The sequence below is a fragment of the Nocardioides sp. NPDC092400 genome (assembly GCF_040684155.1).
Lineage (GTDB): Bacteria > Actinomycetota > Actinomycetes > Propionibacteriales > Nocardioidaceae > Nocardioides.
The window spans coordinates 575,076-598,450 of record NZ_JBFBFJ010000001.1 but is presented as its reverse complement, the minus strand read 5'-3'; the positions used below and the strand labels follow the sequence as shown (position 1 = coordinate 598,450).

Here is a 23,375-nt window from a genome sequence, read left to right as displayed (position 1 = left end):
TGGCCGTGCTCACGGCCTCCCGGTCGTGCGACGGCGGGCCACGACCGCGGCGACCGCGGCCAGCAGGAGCACGACGAACGCGAGCGGCACCCAGGCCGGGAGGCCGTCGTCGTCCGGCTCGGCGGCGGTGGGTGCGGTGTCCTCCTCGACCGCCGGGTACGTCGTCGAGCCGGCCTCCGACGGGCTGGGCGAGGCCGAGCCGGACGCACCGGCGCGCCGGTCGCCCGAGCGGCGCTCGTCGTCCTCGCGGGCCTTGCGGTCCTCGCGTCCCCCGGCTGCGTCCTGGGCGGCCGTCGCCGACGCGTCCGCGGAGGGCGACGCCGCGCCACCGGCCGAGCCGCTGGTCGTCGGCGCCGCGGCCGGGCCGCGGGTCGGCCCCGCCGTGGGGGTGGAGCGCCCGCCGCCGGTGGACGGCTGCTTCGTCGGGCCCGCGGTGGGGCTCGGCGAAGCGGCCGGGGCCCGGTGCGGCGTGGGGGTCGCGCTCGGCGGGCTCTTGGTGCTCGAGCCCTGCCAGGAGAACGCGACGTAGCCGCCGTCGGGCACCGTGAGGCTGCCGGCACCGAGGGAGGCGTAGGTCCAGGAGCCCGACGTGCCGTCGGACCAGTACAGCGCCCAGTAGGCGTCGGCCGGCGCGGCGTTGACGCACGGGTCGCTGGCGGGCACGCCACCCACGCGGCACACGAAGCCGGGGTCGCGCTGGGCGTAGGAGAGCGGGAACCCCGCAGCGCCGAAGACGGCAGCCGCGGTGTCACCGCCGCCGCCCGGGACGCACACCTGCTGCACGCCGCCGCCGAGCTGGTTGTGGTCGACGACCGCGGTGACGCCGGTGTCGCTCGAGCAGGCCGCGGCCTGGGCGGACGCGGGGGTCACCACGCCGGCCGCCGCGACCACGAGGGTCGCGGCGGCCGTGCGTGCGAGCAGGCGGCGGAGCATCAGCGGCAGCCCGACGTGTACGCCAGGCCCGGCACGCCCTGCGCCGTCGCGCGGCGCCACTGGTCGCGCTCCTCCACCGAGATGCCGTCGCGCGCGGCCTTCTCGGCGGCGCGGTCGAAGGCGATCGCACCCTTCTCGCCGGCCAGCGGCGTCCCGGCGTAGGAGCCGGTGAGCTGGAGGCCGGCGACGGCGCGCGCCGCCTTCTGGGCCGCCGAGCAGCGACCGGCGTCGCCCAGCGCCCAGGCGGCGAGCCCGGTGCTGTTCGCGTTCGGGTCGCTGCCGGTGCGCCGGCCGTCGGAGGCGTACAGGCCGTCGCGCTGCGGGCGCTTGGCCAGCCAGCCGAGCGCGGAGCTGATCGCGCGGCGGACCTTCGTCGACTTCTGGGGCAGGGCGCGGAGGGAGATCACCGCGACGGCGGTCGCGTCGACGTTGGGCTTGGCGTTCGAGCGCGGCGCGGCGTCGCAGCCGTGGCTGGCGGCGTCCACGGCGTCGAGCGTGACCCGGAAGTAGCCGGCGTCGCACTGCTGGCGCAGCAGGAAGCGGACCGCCGCTGCCGCGTGCCGCGAGCGCGCGACGGAGAGGGCCTCGGCGGCGTAGGCCTGCCCGAGGGTGTTGGCGTAGTCGGTCGCGCCCCGGTCCTGGATCCGGCCGGCGGCCGCGCCCTTCTTGACGACACGGCCGTTGAGCCGCTTGACCAGGTCGGTGCCGCCGAAGTCGCGGGCGTCGGCGCCCGCGCGCTGGGCCAGCACGGCGGCCTTGGCGACCGAGCCGGCGTACACGTCACTGGAGCCGAAGTCGGCACCCGTGGTCCAGCTGTCGACGCGAGGGGCCAGCGCCTTGCGGATCGTGCGCACGGTCCGGGCCTCGCCGCCCACGGCGTCGAGGGCGAGGGCGACGTCCGCGGTCAGGCCGTAGTCGTCGAAGTCGTACTGGTCGTTGTGGACCAGCCCGTCGGTGAGCTGCTGGGTGAGCCACCGGGCACCGCGGTCCTCGGGGGCCGCGTGGGCGGGGGCGGAGAGGACGCCGGCCGAGAGCACCGCTGCGGTGAGACCTCCGGCGAGCAGGCGAGCTGGGTTGCGCATGTGTTCCTTCCCGCTGCGCCAGCGGGACGGCTGCGACCGGGGAGCCCCGGCGTGGCCACCCGCTGCGTTCCTCGACAGCGTGTGATCGGGCGTCTCGCAGCAGGTGCTCCGGCTCGCCGCGCGGTCCCGGTGGTGCTGGGGCCGTCGGCCTACGGTTGCGGGTCAGCGCCGGACTCGGACCGGCTTCCCCTGGCTGTGGACGGTGTGGATGTCTGCGGCAGCGTACTCCACGCTGCACTCGCCCCCACCGTCCTCGGACGGGTGAGGAAGGCCTCAGCCGGGCCTCCCCCACCGCGTCCGCGGCGGGGCGTCGGGACTCCCCGGTCAGCCCTCCTGGATGAGGGCGTAGGGGTCGACGCCGTCGACGAGCGTGCCCAGGGGCAGGTGCTCGGGCAGCTGCACGGCGCCGGTGCGCGCCGTCCGCCCGGCGGCCGGGCGCGAGCGCGGCGGCGGGTTGCGGTAGAGCCGCTCGACGAAGCCGTTGTAGCGCTTCAGCACGCCCGGAGCCTGCAGCCGGATGAGCACCTCGTCGCTCGGCAGCGCCGCCGGGGACCAGTTGGCCGAGCCGTTGAGGGTCATGGTGGCGCGGCGGTCGTTGCCGTAGTGGCCACGCACGGTCAGCACCTTGGTGTGCAGGTAGCGGTCGTAGACGCCGTCGCCGTTGAAGTCCTGGGTGACCTGCCGCAGCGGCACCGGCCTCGCGCCCTCGCGGCGAAGGATGCGGAGCACCTCGTTGCCCGCGACGGCGTACACGATCTTCACGTTGCAGCCGGAGTTCTGCTTGCGGCGCACCGCCCAGGCGATCTTCTTGCCGCGCTCACCGTGCCAGGAGGTCATCGAGATCCGGATCTTCGTCCGGCCCGAGGAGGTGTTGCGGGCGCCGGTGCAGGAGATCTTCGACAGCTCGCGCAGCACCGGGTCGCCCTGGGTGCCCTTGCCGCGCCAGGGGTAGACCATCGTGGTGAGGCTCTTGCCGAATGCCCGGTGCCGGTAGCCCTGCTTGACGTTCTTGTCCTGCCACATCTGGGCGAAGACCGTGCGCAGCTCCTGGTAGACCGGCTTGCGGCCGACGACGGTGTACATGTCGTTCCACTGGCCGTACGCCGCGAGGTCGGTGGCGTTGAACGAGCCGTTCATGACCACCCAGCGGGCCTTGCCGGCCTGGCTGAAGAGGAAGAACTTCGAGTGGGCGATGCCGCCCCGCCCGCGGCAGGCGCTCACGCACTTGCGCAGCCCGCTGCGCAGGTAGGGCTTGCGCGAGCCGTTGCCCTCCTTCAGCGCGCGCTGCAGGCGGTTGACGCCACGGTTGGGGTTGTCGGGGTTGGCGTTGAGGCGGTCCATGACGACCTTGACGCCGACCTTGCGCTTGGCGTGCGCGCGGATGAGCGCGTCGACGATGTCGTCGCTGCGGACGTTCCAGCTGGCGATGCGGATCTGGCCCTTGCGCGGCACGGCGTTGATGGACTTGATGACGTGCCCGATCACCGCGCGACGGGCGTCGCGCCCACCGAGCGGGTCATTGGTCTTCACCCCCGCCGGTGGGGTGTAGCGGGCGGCCTCGGCCGGCACCGCGAGGGGGCCGGCCAGGAGGGCGAGGACGGCGGCGACGCTCGTGAGCGCGGTGAGGAGGGAGGTCCGTGCGGAGGGGAGGGACGGGCGGTTGGTCATCGACGAGGCACCCCGGAATCGGCTCGGTCGTGGGGGGACAACTGCATCCACGACGGTAACAAGAGCCCCCCGTGCCACACGGGACCCGGGTGCCTAGGGCCCGGCGGGTCCGGCGCCGCCGGCCCTCCGCTTCCCGGTCAGCGCGGGTCACGGCCCGTCAGGGCCCGTCAGGGCCGGTCAGTCGACCTCGATCTCGGCGTACGGGTCCAGCACGCCGAGCCGGCGGCCGAGCAGCGGCGCGAGCTGACCGGTCTCGGGCGGGTGCCGGTAGAGCTTGGTGATCCACCGGTCGTAGTCGCGCAGGACCGAGGGGCGCTTGATCCGCAGCACCGCCTCGTCGCTGTTGAGCACCGCCGGCGACCAGTTGGCCGAGCCGTTGACGGTGATCCAGGCCGAGCGGTCCCCGCGGTAGCGCCCGCGGATGGTGAGCACCTTCATGTGCAGGTAGCGGTCGTAGACCCCGTCCCCGTCGAAGTCCTGGACGATCTGGCGCATCCGCACCGGCCGTCGGCCCTCGCGGCGCAGGATGCGCAGCACCTCATTGCCCATGACGGCGTAGACGATCTTCACGTCGCAGCCGTGGTTCTGCATCCGGCGCACCCGCCACGCCAGGCGGGTGCCGCGCTCGCCGAACCAGCTGGTCATCGCGATCCGGACCTTGGTGCGGCCGCTGGCGGTGTTGCGCGCACCGCGGCAGCGCACGGCCTTCAGCTCGCTGAGGGCCGGGTCGAGCCGGCGCGCCCGGGGCCCGGCGTAGGGGTAGAAGAACGCGGTGACCGGGCCGACCTTGGCGCGGGTGAAGGCCTTGCGCACCGGCTTGTCGCGCCACATCTGGGCGAACGTGCCGCGGAACGCGTCGTACATCCCCGGCTTGCCGCGCACGGTGTAGATCTCGTTCCACTGGTTGCTGGAGGCGAGGTCGGTGGCGTTGAACGAGCCGTTCATGACCACCCAGCGGGCGCGACCGGTGCGGCTGAAGAGGAAGAACTTCGAGTGCGAGATGCCGCTGGTGCCGCGGCAGGAGCTCACGCAGGTCTTCACGTGGCTGCGGCGGGCCGGTCGCCGGGCGTCGTTGCCGTTGGTGGACAGCTCGTGGACCAGGCTGCGCACTCCCGGGTTCGGGTCCTCGCTGGTCCCCAGGTTGCCGCGCGACATGATCATCCGGACGGTCGCGCCCCGGCGGTGCGCCGAGGCGAGCGCGCGGGTGATGCCGGCGTTGCGGACGTTCCAGCTCGCGACGCGGATCTGGCCGCCGCGGGGGGTGTGGTCGATCGCCTTGATCACCTGGCGCACGATCCGGCGCCGCTCGCGCCGCCCGCCGAGCGGGTTGTTGAACGTCGCGCCGGCGCGGGGGCGCCACGCCTTCCTCGGCCCCTTGCGTGCCGCCGGCGGCGCCGCCGCGAGGGCTGCGGGCCCGACGGACGCGACGGACCGGGCCGACGGAGCGGCGGGCGCCGCGGTGGCCGGGCCGGCGCCGAGCGGCACGGACCCGGCGAGGGTGAGGACGAGGGCGAGGACCGTGCTCAGGACGAGCAGGCCCAGGGTGCGGCGGACGACGGACACGACACTCCTAGCAACGGACGAGACGGTCCCCCAAGACCGCGTGCACAGGGTACGGGTCCGTCCCACCAGTCACAGCCGTCACACGCCGCACGGTCGACGTTCGTCACGGCTGGTCGCGCTCGTTGCGGTTCGTCGCCCCTCGACACCGGCGCACGACGATCCAGGGGCCACCCGGGACCGTCCACGTGGACGGGCCGGGTGGCCCCTGGCCGGGTCGAGCAGGAGGCGCGCGCTCAGCCGAGCTTCTCGAGGATCAGCTCGCGCACGCGGCTGGCGTCGGCCTGGCCGCGCATCTCCTTCATCACCGCACCGATGAGCGCACCGGCCGCGGCGACCTTGCCGTCGCGGATCTTGTCGGCGACGTCGGGGTTGGCCGCGATGGCGTTGTCGACGGCCGCGGAGAGCGCGCCCTCGTCGGAGACGATCGCGAGCCCACGACCCTCGACGACCTCGTCCGGGGTGCCCTCGCCTGCGAGCAGGCCGTCGAAGACCTGGCGCGCCAGCTTGTCGTTGATCGCGCCGGAGTCCACGAGCGCCTGGACACGGGCGACGTCGACCGGCGAGACGCCGAGGCCGGCGAGCTCGGTGCCGGCCTCGTTCGCGCGACGGGCGAGCTCGGAGAGCCACCACTTGCGGGCCGCCTGCGGGCTGGCGCCGGCGGCGATCGTCTCCTCGACCAGGCCGAGCGCGCCGGCGCCCACCGTGTCGCGCATCTCCAGGTCCGAGAAGCCCCAGGCCTCCTGCAGCCGGGCCCGCTTCACGGTCGGGTTCTCCGGCAGCGTCCCGCGCAGCTCGTCGACCCACTGGCGCGAGGGCGCCACCGGGACGAGGTCGGGCTCGGGGAAGTACCGGTAGTCCTCCGCGTCGGACTTCTCCCGGCCGCTGGTGGTGATGCCGGTGTCCTCGTGCCAGTGGCGGGTCTCCTGGAGGATCGGGCTGCCGCCGGAGAGGATCGCGCCGTGGCGCTGCATCTCGTAGCGGACCGCCCGCTCCACCGAGCGCAGCGAGTTGACGTTCTTGGTCTCCGTGCGGGTGCCGAGCTCGCCGGTGCCCTTCGGCGCCAGCGAGAGGTTCACGTCGGCGCGGATCGAGCCCTGGTCCATCCGCGCGTCGGAGACGCCGAGGGCGACGATCAGCTCGCGCAGCTGCGCGACGTACGCCTTGGCGATCTCCGGTGCCTTCTCCCCCGCGCCGCGGATCGGCTTGGTGACGATCTCGATCAGGGGGATGCCGGCGCGGTTGTAGTCGACGAGGGAGTACTCCGCACCGTGGATGCGGCCGGTGGCCCCGCCGACGTGCAGCGACTTGCCGGTGTCCTCCTCCATGTGCGCGCGCTCGATCTCGACGCGGAAGGTCTCCCCGTCGACGTCGACGTCCATGTAGCCCTCGAACGCGATCGGCTCGTCGTACTGGGAGGTCTGGAAGTTCTTCGGCATGTCCGGGTAGAAGTAGTTCTTCCGCGCGAACCGGCACCACTCGGCGATCTCGCAGTTGAGCGCCAGCCCGATCCGGATGGCCGACTCCACCGCCTTGCCGTTGACGACCGGCATGGCGCCGGGCAGGCCGAGGCAGGTCGGGCAGACCTGGGTGTTCGGCTCGGCGCCGAACTCCGTGGGGCAGCCGCAGAACATCTTCGAGGCGGTGTTGAGCTCGACGTGGACCTCCAGGCCCAGCGCCGGGTCGTACGACGCGAGCACGTCGTCCCACGGCATGAGTGCCTCGCGGGTGCTCGTGGTGGTCATCGGGGTGCTCCTTCCAGGGCGGGTGCCTGCGCCAGCAGCGGGCCGCCCCACTGCTCGTGCAGCGCGGCCTCCAGCGCGGCGCCGACGCGGTAGAGCCGGTCGTCGGCCAGGGCGGGCGCCAGCACCTGGAAGCCCGCGGGCAGGCCGTCCTCGGCGAGGCCGCTGGGCAGCGACATGCCGGGGACGCCGGCGAGGTTGGCCGGGATGGTGGCGAGGTCGTTGAGGTACATCGCCAGCGGGTCGTCGAGCTTCTCGCCGAGCTTGAACGCGGTCGTCGGCGCCGTCGGGGAGACCAGGACGTCGGCCTTCTCGAAGGCCGCGTCGAAGTCGCGGCTGATCAGCGTCCGCACCTTCTGGGCCTGGCCGTAGTAGGCGTCGTAGTAGCCGCTGGAGAGCGCGTAGGTGCCCAGGATGATGCGGCGCTTGACCTCGTCGCCGAAGCCGGCGTCACGGGTGGCGCGCATGACCTGCTCGGCGCTCGGGTTGTCGATCCCCTCGGGGAGCACGCGCAGGCCGTAGCGCATGGCGTCGAACTTCGCCAGGTTGCTGGAGGCCTCGCACGGCATGACCAGGTAGTAGGTCGCCAGGGCGTGGACGAAGCTCGGGCAGGAGACCTCGACGACCTCCGCGCCGGCCTTGACCAGCAGCTCGACGGCCTCGGTGAAGCGCGCCTGCACGCCCGCCTGGTAGCCCTCCCCCTGCAGCTCGGTGATGACGCCGACCCGCACGCCGGTCAGGTCGCCGAGGGCGCCCTGCTCCGCGGCGGCGACCAAGCCCGGGAGCGGCTGGGCGATGCTGGTGGAGTCGAACGGGTCGTGCCCGCCGACCAGCTCGTGCAGCAGCGCGGAGTCGAGCACGGTGCGGGTCACCGGCCCGACCTGGTCGAGGCTGTTGGCCATCGCCACGAGGCCGTAGCGCGACACCCCGCCGTACGTCGGCTTGACGCCGACGGTGCCGGTGACGGCGCCGGGCTGGCGGATCGAGCCGCCGGTGTCGGTGCCGAGGGCCAGCGGCGCCTCGAAGGCCGCCACGGCCGCGGCCGAGCCGCCGCCCGAGCCGCCCGGGATCCGGTCGAGGTCCCAGGGGTTGCGGGTGGGTCCGTACGCCGAGTGCTCGGTCGAGGAGCCCATCGCGAACTCGTCCATGTTGGTCTTGCCGAGGATCGGCAGGCCGGCCTCCTTGAGGCGGCGCACGACGGTCGCGTCGTACGGCGGCAGCCAGCCCTCCAGGATCTTCGAGCCGCACGTGGTGGGCATCCCGACCGTGGTCAGCACGTCCTTGACGGCGATCGGCACGCCGTCCAGGCGCGAGGCCGCGGTGCCGGCGGCACGGCGGGCGTCGGACTCGGCGGCCTGGGCCAGCGCACCCTCGGCGTCGACGTGGAGGAACGCGTGGACCGCGCCGTCGACCTCGGCGATGCGGTCGAGGTGGGCCTGGGTCAGCGCGACCGAGGTGGTCTCGCCGGCGGCCAGGGCGTCGCCGAGCTCGGCGGCGGTGCGGGTCTCGAGGTGGTCTCGCGTGCTCACTGCTCGTCCCCCAGGATCCGCGGCACGGCGAAGCGCTGCTGCTCGACGGCGGGCGCCATCGCGAGCGCCTCGTCGGGGGTCAGGGACGGGGTCACGACGTCCTCCCGGAAGACGTTGGTCAGCGGCAGCGGGTGGGACGTCGGCGGCACGTCGTCGCCGGCGGCCCCGGTGATGGAGGCCACCGACTCCAGGATCACCGTCAGCTGCGGGGCGAGGTGGTCCAGCTCGGCGTCGTCCAGGTCGATCCGGGCGAGGTCCGCCAGGTGCGCGACCTCGTCACGCGTTATCTCAGGCATGGGGTCGATCTTAGGAGCCCGGCCCGTTTGTCCCGTCGCCGGTCGGGCACCGGAGAAGTTGAACGGTCAACCGAACACCCCAACCGGACGGAGACACCGCTCCTCATGACCAAGCTCGCGATCGTCTACTACTCCTCCTACGGCACCACCCACCAGATGGCCCGGCGCGTCGCCGAGGCCGCCGAGAAGCACGGTGCCGAGGTGCGGCTGCGCCACGTCGCCGAGACCGCCCCGACCGAGGTCGTCGAGGGCCAGGAGGCCTGGGCGGCCCACCGCCGCGAGGTGGAGGGCGAGCCCGTCGCCTCGCCCGACGACCTGGACTGGGCCGACGCCGTGGTCTTCGGCTCGCCGACCCGCTACGGCCACGTGACCAGCCAGCTGCAGTCGTTCATCGACACCCTCGGCCCGCTGTGGGCCCAGGGGAAGCTGGCCGACAAGGTCTACACCGCCTTCACCTCCTCCCAGACCCGGCACGGCGGCCAGGAATCGACGCTGCTGGCGATGCACACGACCTTCGCCCACTTCGGCGGCATCATCGTGCCGCCGGGCTACACCGACCAGCTGAAGTTCAACGACGGCAACCCCTACGGCGTCGGCAAGGTCACCGGCCAGTCCGCCGAGCTGGACGACGACGACAACGCCGCGCTGGACCACCTGGTCGTCCGCGCCCTCACCGTCGCGGAGCGGCTCGCCGGCTGAGGCTGCTCGTCCGCACGGCCCCTGCAGGAGTCCCCGGTCCACCGGGGACTCCTGCGCTTCCCGGGGTGGATGTGCCCCGGTGAGCACCGGACTCCCCGGTAACCATCGCGCGCCTCTGGCTGGCACGCCGGTACGCCGGCACCCCGCCTGACCCAACCGGTCCTGGCGGTCGCGGCATCTGAACGGGTAGACACCACCCGACAGGAGCCGCCCGTGCCACGACCACCCTCCGACGCCGAGTTCGGCGAGCTGGTCCACGCCACGTGGCCCTCGCTGTACCGCACGGCGTACCTCCTCCTCGGCGACCACGCCGAGGCCGAGGACCTCGTCCAGACCGCGCTGGCCAAGACGTACGCGTCGTGGTCGAAGGTGCGCACCCTCGAGGCGGCGCCGGCGTACGCCCGCACCGTCCTGGTCAACACCGCCGGCTCCTGGTTCCGCAAGCGCGGGTGGCGCAACGAGCGCCCGACCGCCGAGCTGCCCGAGCACGTCGCGCCCGGCACCGACCCCGCCGACCGGCCGACCCTCGTCGCGGCCCTCTCCGAGCTCGCGCCGCGGCAGCGCGCCGTGGTGGTGCTGCGCTACTACGCCGACCTCCCGGTCGCCCAGGTCGCCGCCGCCCTCGGCTGCAGCGAAGGCACCGTCAAGAGCCAGACCTCCGACGCACTCGTCCGGCTGCGCTCGCTGCTCGGCGACGCCGTCGTCCCGCACACCTCAGGAGCCCACCGTGACTGAACGTCTCTCCGCCCTCCTCCACGCCGAGGCCGACGAGCTGCGGGTGCCGCCGCCGGACCCCGCCACCGTCCTGGCGGGCGGTCGGCGGATCCGGCGCCGCGGGAGGCTGGCGGCCGCCGGCACGTCGCTGGCGGTCCTCGCCCTCGTCGGTGGCGGCGCCCTCGCGGCGACCGGCGGCGACGACTCCCCTGGGCGCGGCGTCGACCTGCCGGTGGCCAGCGCTCCTGCGGTGGACTGGGCGGTCGGGTCGGGGTCCACCGTGCACCTCGACGACGGCTCCGAGGTCGAGGTCGACGGCGTGGTCACCTCGCTCTACTACACCTCCGCCGGCGTGCTGGTCCGCACCGGCGCGAGCTCCTCGGCCGACCAGGACGACCACCACTACGAGCTGGTCGACGGCGACGGCGCCCCGACGTCGTTCGACCTCGACCTCGGCGACCGTGTGGCGAGCACCGACCCCACGCTCCCGCTCATGGCCTACGCCCGCTCCGGCGGCGACGCCCGCAGCTGGGAGGTGGTGCTCCGCGACGTGCGCAGCGGCGAGGAGGTCCGGAGCTTCCCGGTCCGGGGCTCCTACACCTGGGCCGGCTGGGTGGCGCCGCCGGTCGCGCTCGACGGCGACACGGTGTACGTCGGGCTCGACGACGCCACGCTGGCCGTCGACTGGCGCTCGGGCGAGGTCAGCACCAGCACGCTGCCGGGCAGCACCATGCCGGCGGTCCGCGGCGGCCGCGACGTCGTCGACGTCCTCGAGGGACCCCGCGCGCAGGACGCCGAGGCCGTCGTGGCCGTCGGCAGCCGGGAGGAGCTCCTGGTGACCTCCGGCCCCGAGCAGCTGGCCAGCCTGTCCCCCGACGGGCGGACGGCGCTGCTGCACGGCTACCGGCTGTGCAAGAACGACGACCGGTGCAGCTTCACCGAGGACGGCGTGCTCGTCGACCTGGAGACCGGGCGGCGGGTCGACGTCGCCCTGGACGGCGCCTCCGGCAGCGGCTGGACCACCGACGGCCGGCTGCTGGTGGTCACCGCGGAGACGGTGGCGGTGTGCGACGCGACCGGTGCCTGCACGCCCACGTCGGTGGAGGTGGACGAGGCGGGGATCCGGGTGGCCGGCACCCTCTACGAGGCCTGACCACTGCGGACGCCGGGGCTCTCAGGCCTCGGCGTCCGCCCCGGTGCCATTTCCGGCGTCCTCCCCGGTGTCCTCCCCGGCCCCGTCCCCGGCGACCGCCGGGCGCACGGCGTCGGCGCCACCCTCGAGCAGCGCTCGGAAGCCGTCCTCGTCGAGGACCGGCACGCCGAGCTGCTCGGCCTTGTCGGCCTTGGACCCGGCGTTCTCGCCCACCACCACGAAGTCGGTCTTCTTCGACACCGAGCCCGCGGCCTTGCCGCCGCGGGCGAGGATCGCCTCCTTGGCCTCGTCGCGGCTGAAGCCCTCGAGGGAGCCGGTGACCACGACCGAGAGCCCCTCCAGCGTGCGTGGCGTGGACTCGTCGCGCTCGTCGGCCATGGCGACGCCGGCGGCGGTCCACTTCTCGACGATGTCGGCGTGCCAGTCGACCGAGAACCACTCGATCACCGCCTCGGCGATGGTCGGGCCGACGCCCTCGGCGGCGGCCAGCTCGGCCTCGCTGGCCGCCCGGATCCGCTCCATCGAGCCGAACTCCTGGGCCAGCGCGCGCGCGGCGGTCGGCCCCACGTGGCGGATCGACAGCGCGACGAGCACCCGCCACAGCGGAACCTGCTTGCGGTCGCCGAGGTTGGCGAGGAGCCGCTGGCCGTTGGCGTTGAGCACCGGCCCGTCGCCCTCGTCCTTCTTCGGCGCACGGGTGAACAACGGCGCCCGCAGCAGCCCCTCGGCGGTGATGTCGAAGACGTCGCCCTCGTTGGCGATCACCCCGGCGTCGAGCAGGGCGGTGGCCGCCTCGTAGCCGAGCCCCTCGATGTCGAAGGCGCCGCGGCCGGCGACGTGGAAGACCCGCTCGCGGGCCTGCGCGGGGCAGGACCGGTGGTTGGGGCAGCGCAGGTCCCGGTCGCCCTCCTTCTGCTGGTACAGCGGGGTCCCGCAGGCGGGGCACTCGGTCGGCATCACCCACTCCGGCAGGCCCTCGGGCCGCAGTGCCAGGACCGGCCCGACGATCTCGGGGATCACGTCACCAGCCTTGCGCAGGACGACGGTGTCGCCGGGGCGCACGTCCTTGCGCTTCACCTCGTGGGCGTTGTGCAGGGTGGCCTTCTCGACCGTCGAGCCGGCCACGCGGGTCGGCTCCATCCGCCCGAACGGCGAGACCCGGCCGGTGCGGCCGACCTGCACCTCGATGGCGTGGAGCAGCGTGTTGACCTCCTCCGGCGGGTACTTGAACGCGATCGCCCACCGGGGAGCCCGGCTGGTCGACCCGAGCCGCCGCTGCTGGCCGACGTCGTCGACCTTGAGCACGACGCCGTCGATCTCGTGCTCGACGTCGTGGCGGTGCTCGCCGTAGTGCTCGATGAACTCCTGCGCCTCGGCGAGGGACTCAACCACCCGGGCCCGGTCGGAGGTCGGCAGGCCCCACGCCCGCAGCGCGTCGTACGCCGCGGACTGGGCGCGCGGCTCGAAGCCCTCGCGCTTGCCGATGCCGTGGCAGACCATGCCGAGCGCGCGCGTGGCCGTGACGCGGGGGTCCTTCTGCCGCAGCGAGCCGGCGGCGGCGTTGCGCGGGTTGGCGAAGACCGGCTTCCCCGCGTCGGTCATCGCCTCGTTGAGCCGCTCGAACGCCTCGACCGGGAGGAACACCTCGCCCCGCACCTCGACCAGCCGCGGGACCGGGTGCTCGTCGGTGCCGGTGAGCCGGTGCGGGACCGAGTCGATGGTCTTGACGTTCGGCGTGACGTCCTCGCCGGTCCGGCCGTCCCCGCGGGTCAGCGCGCGGACGAGCCGGCCGTCCTCGTAGAGCAGGTTGATGGCGAGCCCGTCGACCTTGAGCTCGCAGAGCAGCGCCGGGTCCTCCACGCCGTCGCGGCGCAGCCGGCCGTACCACGCCTCCAGCTCCTCGAAGGAGAAGGCGTTGTCCAGGCTCTCCATGCGCTGGAGGTGGTCCACCGCCGTGAAGTCGGTGGACACGGCTCCCCCGACCTTCTGGGTCGGGCTGTCGGGCGTGCGGAGCTCGGGGTTCGCCTCCTCGAGCTCCTCGAGCCTGCGCATCCGCCGGTCGAAGTCGGCGTCGGAGAGCGCCGGGGCGTCGAGCACGTAGTAGCGCCACCGGGCGTCCTCGACCTCCTCGGCCAGCCGTCGGTGCTCCTCGCGTGCGTCCTCGCTCGCCGGGGTCGGGTCGGTCATGGGGACATCTTGCCCGGCCCCGCCGACACCGCTCGCAGCCCACCGATGAGGCACGGCGGCGGCAGCGGTCCAGACCAGTGGAATAGGACCGGCAGGTCGCCGGTTGGAGCTCGATGGAACGAAACGGTTCCGTTTCGTCCAGGTGAACGAGAGGTGGACACCCGACCATGGTCCCGACCGGCACCGACGCCGAGCACGCTCCCCGACCGCGCATCGAGGGCGACCGCGAGCAGGAGATCCTCGCGGCCACCCTCGAGGTCCTGGGCGACGTCGGCTACGACCGGCTGACGATGGACGCCGTGGCCACCCGGGCGCGGGCCTCCAAGGCCACGCTCTACCGCCGCTGGTCCAGCAAGGCCCGGCTGGTGGTGGAGGCCCTCCACTCGACCAAGACGCCGACGGAGGTGCCCGACACCGGCAGCCTGCGCGAGGACCTCACGCTGCTCTTCTGCGGGTTCGGGGCCGGGGACGGCCTGATGGACCCCGAGCAGGTCGGCCTCTTCGCCAGCGTCATCACCGCCATCGCCCGCGACGCCGATTTCGCCGCCGCCTGGCGCGAGCACGTCGTCCCCCTCAAGCAGGCGCCCTCCCGCGAGGTGTGGGAGCGCGCCGTACGACGTGGCGAGGTCCGCGCCGACGCCGACCTCGACCTGCTCGAGGCGGCCCTGCCCGGCATCGTCCTGCACCGCGTCTTCGTCCTGGGCGAGGAGCCCTCACCCGAGCTCGTCGCCCGCGTCATCGACCAGATCGTCCTACCCGCCGCCACCGACGGCCACTGAAAGAGAAGGAAGAGGACCACCCATGTCCGACATCACCACCACCGACACCTCGGTGGCCGATCCGGGGACGGGGCGCACCCGACACCTGGGCTGGGCCCTCGTGCTCATCTCGGTCGCCCAGCTGATGGTCGTGCTCGACGCGAGCATCGCGAACATCGCCCTGCCGTTCATCGGCGAGGACCTCGACATCGACGAGGCCAACCTGACCTGGATCGTCACCGGCTACGCCCTGGCCTTCGGCGGCCTGCTGCTGCTCGGCGGCCGCCTGGCCGACCTCTACGGGCGCCGCCGGATCTTCATGGTCGGCCTGGCGGTCTTCGCGGTCGCCTCGCTCCTGGGCGGCATCGCGACGAGCGAGCCGCTGCTCCTCGGCGCCCGCGGCCTGCAGGGCCTCGGCGCGGCGCTCGCCTCCCCCGCCGCCCTGGCGCTGATCACCACGACGTTCCCGGCCGGCCCGGCGCGCAACCGCGCCTTCGCCGTATACGCCGCCATGTCGGGCGCCGGCGCCGCCGTCGGCCTGATCCTGGGCGGCTGGCTCACCGGGCTCGACCCGATCCTCGGCCTCGAGGGCTGGCGCTGGACGTTCCTCATCAACGTGCCGATCGGCGTCGTCGCGGCCCTGCTGGCGCCGCGCTTCCTGCCGGAGTCCGAGTCGCACCCCGGTCAGCTCGACGTGCCCGGCGCCGTCACGGGCACCCTCGGCCTGCTCGGCCTGGTCTACGGCTTCAGCCGGGCCGGCGAGGAGGCGCACGGCTGGGGCGACACGTGGACGATCGCCTCGCTCGCCGCCGGCGTCGCCCTGCTCCTCGCCTTCGCGTTCGTCGAGTCCCGGGTCTCCCACCCGCTGCTCCCGGTCCGGGTCTTCGCCAACCGCACCCGTGCCACCAGCTTCCTCGTGATGGCGCTGGTCCCGGCCGCGATGTTCGCGATGTTCTACTTCCTCAGCCTGTTCATCCAGCTGGTCGTGGGCTACAGCCCGCTCGAGACCGGGTTCGCGTTCCTGCCGTTCTCGGTCGGCATCGTCATCGGCGCCGGGGTCTCCTCGAACCTGGTCAACCGCATCGACGCGCGCTACATCGCCGGCACCGGCACCCTGATGGCGGTCGTGGCCCTGGTGGGCTTCTCCCGGCTCTCGGTGCCCACGGGCGCGGCCGACCTCCTCGCGCTGGGCCCCGACGGCCACCTCGGCTCGGACGTGAGCTACTGGGCGTCGATCTTCCCGTTCATCGTCCTGATGTCGATCGGCATGGGCCTCACCTTCGTGCCGCTCACCCTGACCGCGGTGCACCACCTGCGCGCCGAGGACTCCGGCATCGGCTCCGGCGTGCTCAACACGATGCAGCAGGTCGGCGGCGCGCTCGGCCTGGCCATCCTCGGCACGGTCTCCCTGCACTACGCCGAGGGCACCAAGGACCGGCTCTCCGAGCAGCTGACCGCCCAGGGCCTCCCGCCCGAGCAGGCCGGCGGCCTCGCCTTCCTCGGCTCGTTCACCGAGGGCGCCACGGCGGCGTTCCTGGTCGGCGCGGCACTCATCGCGCTCGGCTCGATCGCGATCTGGGCGTTCCTCAACGTCAAGCACACCGAGCTCGCGACCGACGGCCCCGAGGGCGGGGTCCACGTCGGCTGAGCTCAGCCCGCCCGCACGTTCGCGGCGCTCGTCCTGACCAGGGCGAGCGCCGCGCGTGCGTACGACGCGTCCGCGCCCGCGAGACCGCAGGCCGGGGCCACGACCAGGCCGGGCAGCTCGGCGGGGTCCAGGCCGAGCATGTCCAGCCAGCGGAGCACCCGCTCGGTGACGTGGGAGTCGCCGGGCAGCGCACCGCCGGCGCCCGGCAGCACGCCGAGGGCGACCGACTCCCCCGCCTCGAGCGCCTCGGCCAGCACGTCGTGGTCGGCGGCCGCCAGCACCTCGACATCGACCGACAGCCCACGGGCACCGGCGCCGCGCACGAGGCCCCAGGGCGTCCCGGGGGCGCACGCGTGCACCCACGGCTCCGCACCGGCCTCGGCGATCGCGCCCAGCACCCACTCGAGGCCCTGGGACGCCTCCGGCAGGTCGACCGTGCGGTGCCGGCCGAAGCCGGAGGCGGTCGGCACGGACCCGGAGACGACGGCGGCGAGCGCCGGCTCGTCGACCTGGACGACCAGCCGGTCGACCGACGGCAGCCGGCAACGCACGTCGGCGACATGGGAGCGGACCCCCTCGGCGAGCGCCTGGGCCAGCTCCCGGCGGGCACCGTGGTCGGCGAGGACCTTGTCCCCGCGGGGCCGCTCGACGGTGGCGGCCAGGGTCCACGGCCCGGCGACCTGGACCTTGAAGGCGCCGCCCGGGGACGTCAGCGCGGCCTGCGCCTGCTCCTCGAGCCCGTCGAGGTCCTGGGCGAGCCGGCTGCGTGCGCGCCGGTGGTCGAGGCCCGGGGACCCCGAGGACCCGGTGAGCCGCCAGCCGGCCGGCTGCAGGTCGGCGTCGAGCCCGTCGAGGACGGCGAGGCCGCGACCGGTCATCGTGGCGGTCGCGCCGCGGCCGGGCACCTCGGGCAGGTACGGCAGCCCGGGCTCCTCCCCCAGCTCGCCGAGCACGACCTTGACCGCCTCGTCGAACCACCGCTGGTCCTCGCCCGGGTGCGATCCGACCCCGGTGGCCAGCGTCCGCCCCGCGGTCACGCGGGGACCCGCTGGGTCGCGGCGATGGTGGCCGAGCCGACCACCCGCGTGCCGTCGTACACCACGACCGCCTGGCCGGGCGCGATGCCGTACGCCGGGTCGAGCAGCTCGACGTCCACGCCGTCCGGGCCGACGGCCACCCGGGCGCGGTGCTCGTCGCCGTGCGCGCGCAGCTGGACGGTGACGCCGGGCCCGTCGAGCCCGGTCGGCACGGTGCCGCACCAGCGCGGCCGGACGCCCCGCAGGTGGGCCACCGCGAGCCGGTCGCGGGGGCCGACCCGGACGGTGCCGGAGACCGGCTCGATGTCGAGCACGAAGCGCGGCTTGCCGTCCGCGGCGGGCGTCCCGATCCGCAGCCCCTTGCGCTGGCCGATCGTGTAGCCGTAGGTGCCCCCGTGCCGGCCGAGCACCTCGCCGGTCGCGTCGTCGACGATGTCGCCGCCGTGGTTGGGCGCGCGGTCGCCGAGCTTCTCGCGCAGCCAGCCGGCGTTGTCGCCGTCGGCGACGAAGCAGATGTCGTGGCTGTCCGGCTTGTCCGCGACGAGCAGGCCGCGGCGGGCGGCCTCCTCGCGCACCTGGGCCTTGGGGGTGTCCCCGAGCGGGAACAGGGAGTGCCGCAGCTGGTCCTGGTCGAGCACCCCGAGGACGTAGGACTGGTCCTTGCCGCCGTCGGCCGCGCGGTGCATCTCGACCAGCCCGTCCGCGCCCTCGCGCAGCTGCGCGTAGTGGCCGGTGACGACCGCGTCGAACCCGAGCGCCAGCGCGCGGTCGAGGACCGCGGCGAACTTGATCCTCTCGTTGCAGCGCAGGCACGGGTTGGGCGTGCGCCCTGCGGCGTACTCGTCCATGAAGTCCTCGACCACGTCCTCGTGGAAGCGGTCGCTCATGTCCCAGACGTAGAACGGGATCCCGATGACGTCAGCCGCGCGGCGCGCGTCGTTGCTGTCCTCGATGGTGCAGCAGCCGCGGGCGCCGGTGCGGTACGACGCCGGGTTGCGCGAGAGGGCCAGGTGGACGCCGGTGACGTCGTGGCCGGCCTCGGCGGCGCGGGCGGCGGCGACGGCGGAGTCGACGCCGCCGGACATGGCGGCGAGGACCCTCATGCCCGCGCGGCCCGGGCCCGCTCGACGACGGGGGCGATGGCCTCCACGACCGCGTCGACGTCGGCGGTGGTGCTGGTGTGGCCGAGGGAGAAGCGCAGGGAGTGGCGAGCCGACTCCTCGTCGCAGCCCATCGCGAGCAGCACGTGGCTGGCCTGCGGCACGCCCGCGCTGCAGGCCGAGCCGGTGGAGCACTCCACGCCCCGCGCGTCGAGCAGCATCAGCAGCGAGTCGCCCTCGCAGCCGGGGAAGCCGAGGTGGGCGTTGCCGGGGAGGCGGTGGCCCGGGCGGTCCAGCGGGGCGCCGTGCAGGTGGGCGTCGGGCACGCGCTCGACGATGCGGCGGACGAGGTCGTCGCGGAGCGCCGCGACCCGGGCCGTGTGCTCTGCCTGGTTCTTGACGGCCAGCTCCACCGCGGCGGCGAACCCGGCGATCGCCGGCACGTCGAGCGTGCCGCTGCGGATGTCGCGCTCCTGGCCGCCACCGTGGACGATCGGGACCACGCCGAGCTCGCGCCGCACGACGAGCGCGCCGACGCCGTAGGGACCGCCGACCTTGTGCCCGGTCAGGGTCAGGGCGTCCACGCCGGTGCGGGCGAAGTCCACCGGGACCTGCCCGACGGCCTGGACGGCGTCGGTGTGGACCGGGATGCCGTGGGGCGCGACCACCGCCACGACCTCCTCGACCGGCTGCACCGTGCCGACCTCGTTGTTGGCCCACATCACCGAGACGACCGCGACGCTCGCGGGGTCGCGCTCGACGGAGGCGCGCAGCGCGTCGACGTCGAGGACGCCGTGCCGGTCCACCGGCAGCAGCTCCACCTCGGCGCCCTCGTGCTCCTCGAGCCAGTGCACGGTGTCGAGCACGGCGTGGTGCTCGACGGCCGTGGTCAGCACGCGCGTGCGCCGGGGGTCGGCGTCGCGACGGGCCCAGAAGACCCCCTTGACCGCCAGGTTGTCGGCCTCGGTGCCCCCGGAGGTGAAGACGACCTCGCCGGGACGGCAGCCGATCGCCTGCGCGATGGTCTCCCGCGACTCCTCCACCACCCGGCGCGCGTGGCGGCCGGAGGCGTGCAGGGAGCTGGGGTTGCCGACCTCGAGCATCCGGTTCGTCATCGCCTCCACGGCCGCGGGGACCATCGGGGTGGTCGCGGCGTGGTCGAGGTAGACGGTCCTGCTGGTCATGGCACCCCCAGCCTACGGCGCGCCCCTCCACCCGACCGAGGTGGCGGTCCCGCCGGGGTCACTGGGGCGCGAGCACCGCGACGACGGCGCGGTGGTCGGTGCCGCCGAGGGCGACGGTCCGCGCGGAGCGGGCGGCGAGGTCCTCGCCCACGAGCACGTGGTCGATCTGGACCAGCGCGGGCAGGACCCCGAGCGGGCCGAACAGCCCGTTCTCGGGCCAGGTCGGCCGGTAGCCGGCGTTGGTGAGCTCGACGGCGTCGCGGTAGCCGGCGTCGACGAGCCGCCGGAGCGGGGCGTGGTCGAGGGTGGCGTTCAGGTCGCCGACGACGAGGTCGGCCCCGCCGCGGACCGCGGCGCGGCGCACGGTGTCGTGGTCGCGTCGCCAGCCGTCCGCGTCGAGCGGCGCGGAGGGGTGGACGGCGAGCAGGGTCAGCCCGCCCGGTCCCCCGACGTCGACCTTCCAGGAGCCCAGGGGCGTGTCGAGGCGGCGCGGCTCGGACAGCGGCACCCGGCTGAAGACCATGGTCCCCACGACGGGGTCGGTCTCGGGCCCGCCGACGGAGTACGGCAGGACGTCGTCGAGGCCGGCCGAGCGCATCCGCCGCAGCGCCGGGCCGGTGACCTCGTTGACCACCAGCAGGTCGGCCTCCTCGGCGCTGGCCAGCTCGACCAGCCCGAGCGCGTCACCCTCGCCCTGGAACAGGTTGGACGTCACCACGACGAGCGGCTCGGCGCCGCGGGCGGCGGGCGGGTTGGGCCCCAGCCAGTACGGCGCGAGCCACCATCCGTGCAGGGCCAGGCCGACCGCCGCGAGCGCCACCGGCACGAGCTCTAGCCGGCCGCGCCACCGGGCGTGCACGATCCCGCCGACGACCAGGGCGGCGGCGTACAGCGGGAGCGCGTAGGGGGCGAAGGACACCGCCCGGACCGCCGGACCCCAGGACGGGTCGCCCAGCCGGAGGGCGGTGAGCCCGACGGCGGGCAGGAGCAGCAGCGTCACCAGAGTCAGGCCGAGGTGGTCGCGCACCCACCAGCCGGCCCCGGACAGCGCCCGACGGACCACGTCAGACCAGGACGAGGTCGTCGCGGTGGACGACCTCGCGCTCGTACGCCGCGCCGAGCTCCTGCGCGAGCTCGCGCGAGGACCGCCCCAGCAGGTCGGGGAGCTCCTCGGAGTCGAAGTTGACCAGGCCGCGCCCCACGACGACGCCGTCGGGCCCGACCACGTCGACCGGGTCACCGGCCTGGAAGGTGCCGGTCACCCCGGTGACACCGGCCGCCAGGAGCGAGGCCCGCCGCTCGACCACGGCCCGCACCGCACCCGCGTCGAGCACGAGCGAGCCGAGCGGCTCGGTCGCGTGCGCCAGCCACAGCAGCCGGGTCGGGCGACGGCGCCCGGTGGCGTGGAAGAGCGTGCCGACCCGGTCGCCGGCCAGCGCGTCGCCGGCCCGGTCGGCGGAGGTGAGCACGACGGGGACGCCGGCGCCGGTGGCGATCCGGGCGGCCTCGACCTTGGTCTGCATCCCACCGGTGCCGACGCCGGCCGAGCCGGTGCCGCCGATGTCGACCGCGGCCAGGTCGGCCTCGGAGACCACGTCGCCGAGCAGCCGGCTGCCCGGCACCGAGGGCGCGGCGTCGTACAGCCCGTCGACGTCGGAGAGCAGGACCAGCAGGTCGGCGTGGACCAGGTGGGCGACCAGCGCGGCCAGCCGGTCGTTGTCGCCGAAGCGGATCTCGGTGGTGGCGACCGTGTCGTTCTCGTTGACGATCGGCAGCACCCCGAGCTCGAGGAGCTTCGCGAGCGTCTGGTGGGCGTTGCGGTAGTGCGCGCGACGGGTCACGTCGTGCACCGTGAGCAGCACCTGCCCGGCGACGACGCCGTGCCGGGCGAGCTCCTCGGTGTAGCGGTGCACGAGCAGCCCCTGGCCCACCGACGCTGCGGCCTGCTGGGCGGCCAGGCCGCGGGGGCGGGTGCGCAGGCCCAGCGGCGCGAGGCCGGCCGCGATCGCGCCGGAGGAGACCAGCACGATCTCCGCGCCGCGCGCGCGGACCGCGGCGAGCACGTCGACGAGGCGGCTGACCCGCTCGGGGTCGATGCCGCCGGCGGCGGTGGTCAGCGAGGAGGAGCCGACCTTGACCACCACGCGGCGGGCACCGGTCACCTCCGCCCTGCTGGACGGCGCCTCACTCACCCGGGTCGTCCTCGGCCCAGTCGGGGTCCTCCGCGGTCCCGATCTCGTACGACGTGGGGCCGGCCGGCCGGTCCAGCCGGCGGGCGACGTCGGCGCGGGTCTCGCCCTCGACGCGGTCGTCCATCAGCTCGTCGATCGCGCGGCGACGGCGGGCGGCGGGCCGGGACTCGTCGAAGCGCTGGTCCTCGCCGCGGCGGCCGAGCATCTCCGCGCCGGCCTCCATCCCGGGCTTGAAGTCGAAGACGACCGCGTTGTCGGGGTGGCCGATGAGGACGGTGTCGCCCTCCTCCGCGCCGAGCTTGACGAGCCGGTCCTCGACGCCGAGGCGGTTGAGCCGGTCGGCGAGGAAGCCGACGGCCTCGTCGTTGCTGAAGTCGGTCTGGCGGACCCAGCGCTCCGGCTTGGTGCCGCGCACCCGCCAGCCGTCGTGGGTCGCGGTGATGGTGAAGTCGTCGCCGCCGTCGGCACCGGCCGGGCGCAGCACGATCCGCTTGGTCTCGGCCACCGGCGTGGCGGCGCGGGACGCCTCGACGATCGCGGCCATCGCGAAGGTCAGCTCGCGCAGCCCGGCGCCCGAGGCGGCCGAGACGGGGAGGACGGTGAGGCCGCGCGCACGCAGGTCCTCGATGGTGATGTCGGCGAGGTCGGAGCCGTCGGGGACGTCGACCTTGTTGAGCGCGACGAGGCGCGGCCGGTCCTCGAGGCCGCCGTACCGGCTCAGCTCGTTCTCGATGACGTCGAGGTCGTCCACCGGGTTGCGACCCGGCTCGATGGTGGCGGTGTCGATGACGTGGACGATCGCCGCGCAGCGCTCGATGTGGCGCAGGAAGTCGTGGCCCAGGCCGCGGCCCTCGCTGGCGCCCTCGATCAGGCCCGGCACGTCGGCGACGGTGAACGTCGTGTCGCCGGCCGTGACCACGCCGAGGTTCGGCACCAGCGTCGTGAACGGGTAGTCGGCGATCTTCGGGCGCGCCCGGGAGATCGCGGCGATCAGGCTGGACTTGCCGGCGCTCGGGAAGCCGACCAGGCCGATGTCGGCCACGACCTTGAGCTCGAGCACGATGTCGAGCTCCTCGCCGGGCTCGCCGAGCAGGGCGAAGCCGGGCGCCTTGCGCTTGCTGCTGGCCAGCGCGGCGTTGCCGAGGCCGCCGCGGCCGCCCTGGGCGATGACCAGCTCGGTGCCGCCGCCGACGAGGTCGGCCAGCACCGTTCCGTCGCGCAGGCTCACCACGGTGCCGTCGGGCACCGGGAGCACCAGGTCGGCGCCGTGGCCGCCGTTGCGGTGGGCGCCCGCTCCCTGCCCGCCGTGCTCGGCGCGGCGCTTGGGGCTGTGGTGGTACTCGACGAGCGTGGTGATCTGCGGGTCGACGCGCAGGATGACCGAGCCGCCGGGCCCGCCGTTGCCGCCGTCGGGCCCGCCGAGCGGCTTGAACTTCTCGCGGTGGACGGACGCGACGCCGTTCCCACCGCGCCCGGCTGCGACGTGCAGGGTCACGCGGTCGACGAATGTGGGGACGGCCATGGGTCTACCTACTTCTGTGGCGGTGTGCCGGGGAGAAATGACGAAGGGCGCCCCGGATCCGGGGCGCCCTACGGTGGCCGGTGCGAGACCGGCCGACGATGTGTCGCCTCAGGTCACTCGCCCGGGACGATGTTCACGACGCGACGACCACGGCGGGTGCCGAACTCGACCGCACCGGGAACGAGCGCGAACAGCGTGTCGTCGCCGCCACGGCCGACGCCGCTGCCCGGGTGGAAGTGGGTGCCGCGCTGGCGGACGATGATCTCGCCGGCGTTGACGGCCTGGCCGCCGAAGCGCTTGACGCCCAGACGCTGCGCGTTGGAGTCGCGACCGTTCTTGGTCGACGCCGCGCCCTTCTTGTGTGCCATGTC

20 protein-coding genes and 1 riboswitch are annotated in these 23,375 nt (G+C 74.4%); of the genes, 5 read left to right on the top strand and 15 right to left on the bottom strand.

Features of this window, described 5'->3' with window-relative positions:
* Positions 1 to 9: 9 nt before the first annotated feature.
* From AB0N29_RS02940 to gatC, 7 genes are all read right to left on the bottom strand, one after another.
* Positions 10 to 933, bottom strand: coding sequence for a hypothetical protein (locus AB0N29_RS02940; RefSeq protein WP_364863980.1), 924 nt, complete (start codon positions 931 to 933; stop codon positions 10 to 12).
* Entirely contained in the window at positions 933 to 2,015 is a 1,083-nt protein-coding gene (locus AB0N29_RS02935; RefSeq protein ID WP_302270435.1) for a hypothetical protein, read from the bottom strand. Before AB0N29_RS02935 ends, AB0N29_RS02940 begins: the two co-directional genes overlap by 1 nt.
* Positions 2,016 to 2,116: 101 nt before the next feature.
* A riboswitch (cobalamin riboswitch) is annotated at positions 2,117 to 2,206 on the bottom strand.
* 133 nt (positions 2,207 to 2,339) lie between these two features.
* A complete protein-coding gene (locus AB0N29_RS02930) occupies positions 2,340 to 3,683 on the bottom strand; it encodes a phospholipase D-like domain-containing protein (RefSeq protein ID WP_364863977.1) in 1,344 nt (447 codons plus the stop codon).
* 177 nt (positions 3,684 to 3,860) lie between these two features.
* The gene (locus AB0N29_RS02925) at positions 3,861 to 5,246 is read right to left on the bottom strand and encodes a phospholipase D-like domain-containing protein (RefSeq protein WP_364863975.1); all 1,386 of its coding nucleotides are present in this window, start codon (positions 5,244 to 5,246) and stop codon (positions 3,861 to 3,863) included.
* A 233-nt stretch (positions 5,247 to 5,479) separates the two neighbouring features.
* Entirely contained in the window at positions 5,480 to 6,988 is a 1,509-nt protein-coding gene (gatB, locus tag AB0N29_RS02920; protein ID WP_364863973.1) for an Asp-tRNA(Asn)/Glu-tRNA(Gln) amidotransferase subunit GatB, read from the bottom strand.
* Positions 6,985 to 8,514, bottom strand: coding sequence for an Asp-tRNA(Asn)/Glu-tRNA(Gln) amidotransferase subunit GatA (gatA, locus tag AB0N29_RS02915; RefSeq protein ID WP_364863971.1), 1,530 nt, complete (start codon positions 8,512 to 8,514; stop codon positions 6,985 to 6,987). Before gatA ends, gatB begins: the two co-directional genes overlap by 4 nt.
* Complete coding sequence (gatC, locus tag AB0N29_RS02910; RefSeq protein ID WP_302270429.1) at positions 8,511 to 8,810, bottom strand: Asp-tRNA(Asn)/Glu-tRNA(Gln) amidotransferase subunit GatC; 300 nt, start codon at positions 8,808 to 8,810, stop codon at positions 8,511 to 8,513. Before gatC ends, gatA begins: the two co-directional genes overlap by 4 nt.
* A 105-nt stretch (positions 8,811 to 8,915) precedes the next feature.
* Between gatC and wrbA the strand changes: the two genes are divergently transcribed.
* The 3 genes from wrbA to AB0N29_RS02895 all read left to right on the top strand — a co-directional run bounded on the left by wrbA (position 8,916) and on the right by AB0N29_RS02895 (position 11,376).
* On the top strand, positions 8,916 to 9,509 hold the full coding sequence (wrbA, locus tag AB0N29_RS02905) for an NAD(P)H:quinone oxidoreductase (RefSeq protein WP_302270427.1): 594 nt from the start codon (positions 8,916 to 8,918) through the stop codon (positions 9,507 to 9,509).
* A 213-nt stretch (positions 9,510 to 9,722) separates the two neighbouring features.
* On the top strand, positions 9,723 to 10,244 hold the full coding sequence (locus tag AB0N29_RS02900) for a SigE family RNA polymerase sigma factor (RefSeq protein ID WP_364863968.1): 522 nt from the start codon (positions 9,723 to 9,725) through the stop codon (positions 10,242 to 10,244).
* Positions 10,237 to 11,376 (top strand): hypothetical protein, encoded by a 1,140-nt coding sequence (locus AB0N29_RS02895; RefSeq protein ID WP_364863966.1) that lies wholly within the window; start codon positions 10,237 to 10,239, stop codon positions 11,374 to 11,376. Before AB0N29_RS02900 ends, AB0N29_RS02895 begins: the two co-directional genes overlap by 8 nt.
* Positions 11,377 to 11,397: 21 nt before the next feature.
* Here AB0N29_RS02895 and ligA read toward each other — a convergent pair whose 3' ends face one another.
* Positions 11,398 to 13,563 carry an NAD-dependent DNA ligase LigA gene (ligA, locus tag AB0N29_RS02890; protein ID WP_364863964.1) on the bottom strand — a complete coding sequence of 722 codons (2,166 nt, stop codon included), beginning with the start codon at positions 13,561 to 13,563 and terminating at the stop codon, positions 11,398 to 11,400.
* A gap of 167 nt (positions 13,564 to 13,730) precedes the next feature.
* On the opposite strand from ligA, the gene AB0N29_RS02885 reads away from it, so the two are divergent.
* Positions 13,731 to 14,342: a TetR/AcrR family transcriptional regulator gene (locus AB0N29_RS02885; protein WP_364863962.1), complete on the top strand. Its 612-nt coding sequence runs from the start codon at positions 13,731 to 13,733 to the stop codon at positions 14,340 to 14,342.
* Positions 14,343 to 14,364: 22 nt separating this feature from the next.
* Positions 14,365 to 15,969 carry an MFS transporter gene (locus tag AB0N29_RS02880; protein ID WP_364863960.1) on the top strand — a complete coding sequence of 535 codons (1,605 nt, stop codon included), beginning with the start codon at positions 14,365 to 14,367 and terminating at the stop codon, positions 15,967 to 15,969.
* A gap of 2 nt (positions 15,970 to 15,971) precedes the next feature.
* Here the strand turns inward: AB0N29_RS02880 and AB0N29_RS02875 are convergent, their stop codons facing one another.
* From AB0N29_RS02875 to rpmA, 7 genes are all read right to left on the bottom strand, one after another.
* Complete coding sequence (locus tag AB0N29_RS02875; protein ID WP_364863958.1) at positions 15,972 to 17,006, bottom strand: methionine synthase; 1,035 nt, start codon at positions 17,004 to 17,006, stop codon at positions 15,972 to 15,974.
* The gene (gene mnmA, locus AB0N29_RS02870) at positions 17,003 to 18,109 is read right to left on the bottom strand and encodes a tRNA 2-thiouridine(34) synthase MnmA (RefSeq protein ID WP_364863956.1); all 1,107 of its coding nucleotides are present in this window, start codon (positions 18,107 to 18,109) and stop codon (positions 17,003 to 17,005) included. Before mnmA ends, AB0N29_RS02875 begins: the two co-directional genes overlap by 4 nt.
* Positions 18,106 to 19,290 (bottom strand): cysteine desulfurase family protein, encoded by a 1,185-nt coding sequence (locus AB0N29_RS02865; protein ID WP_364863954.1) that lies wholly within the window; start codon positions 19,288 to 19,290, stop codon positions 18,106 to 18,108. The genes mnmA and AB0N29_RS02865 overlap by 4 nt, the downstream gene beginning before the upstream one ends.
* 58 nt (positions 19,291 to 19,348) lie before the next feature.
* On the bottom strand, positions 19,349 to 20,290 hold the full coding sequence (locus tag AB0N29_RS02860; RefSeq protein WP_364863952.1) for an endonuclease/exonuclease/phosphatase family protein: 942 nt from the start codon (positions 20,288 to 20,290) through the stop codon (positions 19,349 to 19,351).
* A 64-nt stretch (positions 20,291 to 20,354) separates the two neighbouring features.
* Complete coding sequence (gene proB / locus AB0N29_RS02855) at positions 20,355 to 21,482, bottom strand: glutamate 5-kinase (RefSeq protein WP_364863950.1); 1,128 nt, start codon at positions 21,480 to 21,482, stop codon at positions 20,355 to 20,357.
* Positions 21,475 to 23,004 carry a GTPase ObgE gene (gene obgE / locus AB0N29_RS02850; RefSeq protein WP_364863948.1) on the bottom strand — a complete coding sequence of 510 codons (1,530 nt, stop codon included), beginning with the start codon at positions 23,002 to 23,004 and terminating at the stop codon, positions 21,475 to 21,477. Before obgE ends, proB begins: the two co-directional genes overlap by 8 nt.
* Before the next feature lie 113 nt (positions 23,005 to 23,117).
* Positions 23,118 to 23,372: a 50S ribosomal protein L27 gene (rpmA, locus tag AB0N29_RS02845; protein ID WP_166189404.1), complete on the bottom strand. Its 255-nt coding sequence runs from the start codon at positions 23,370 to 23,372 to the stop codon at positions 23,118 to 23,120.
* Positions 23,373 to 23,375: the final 3 nt, after the last annotated feature.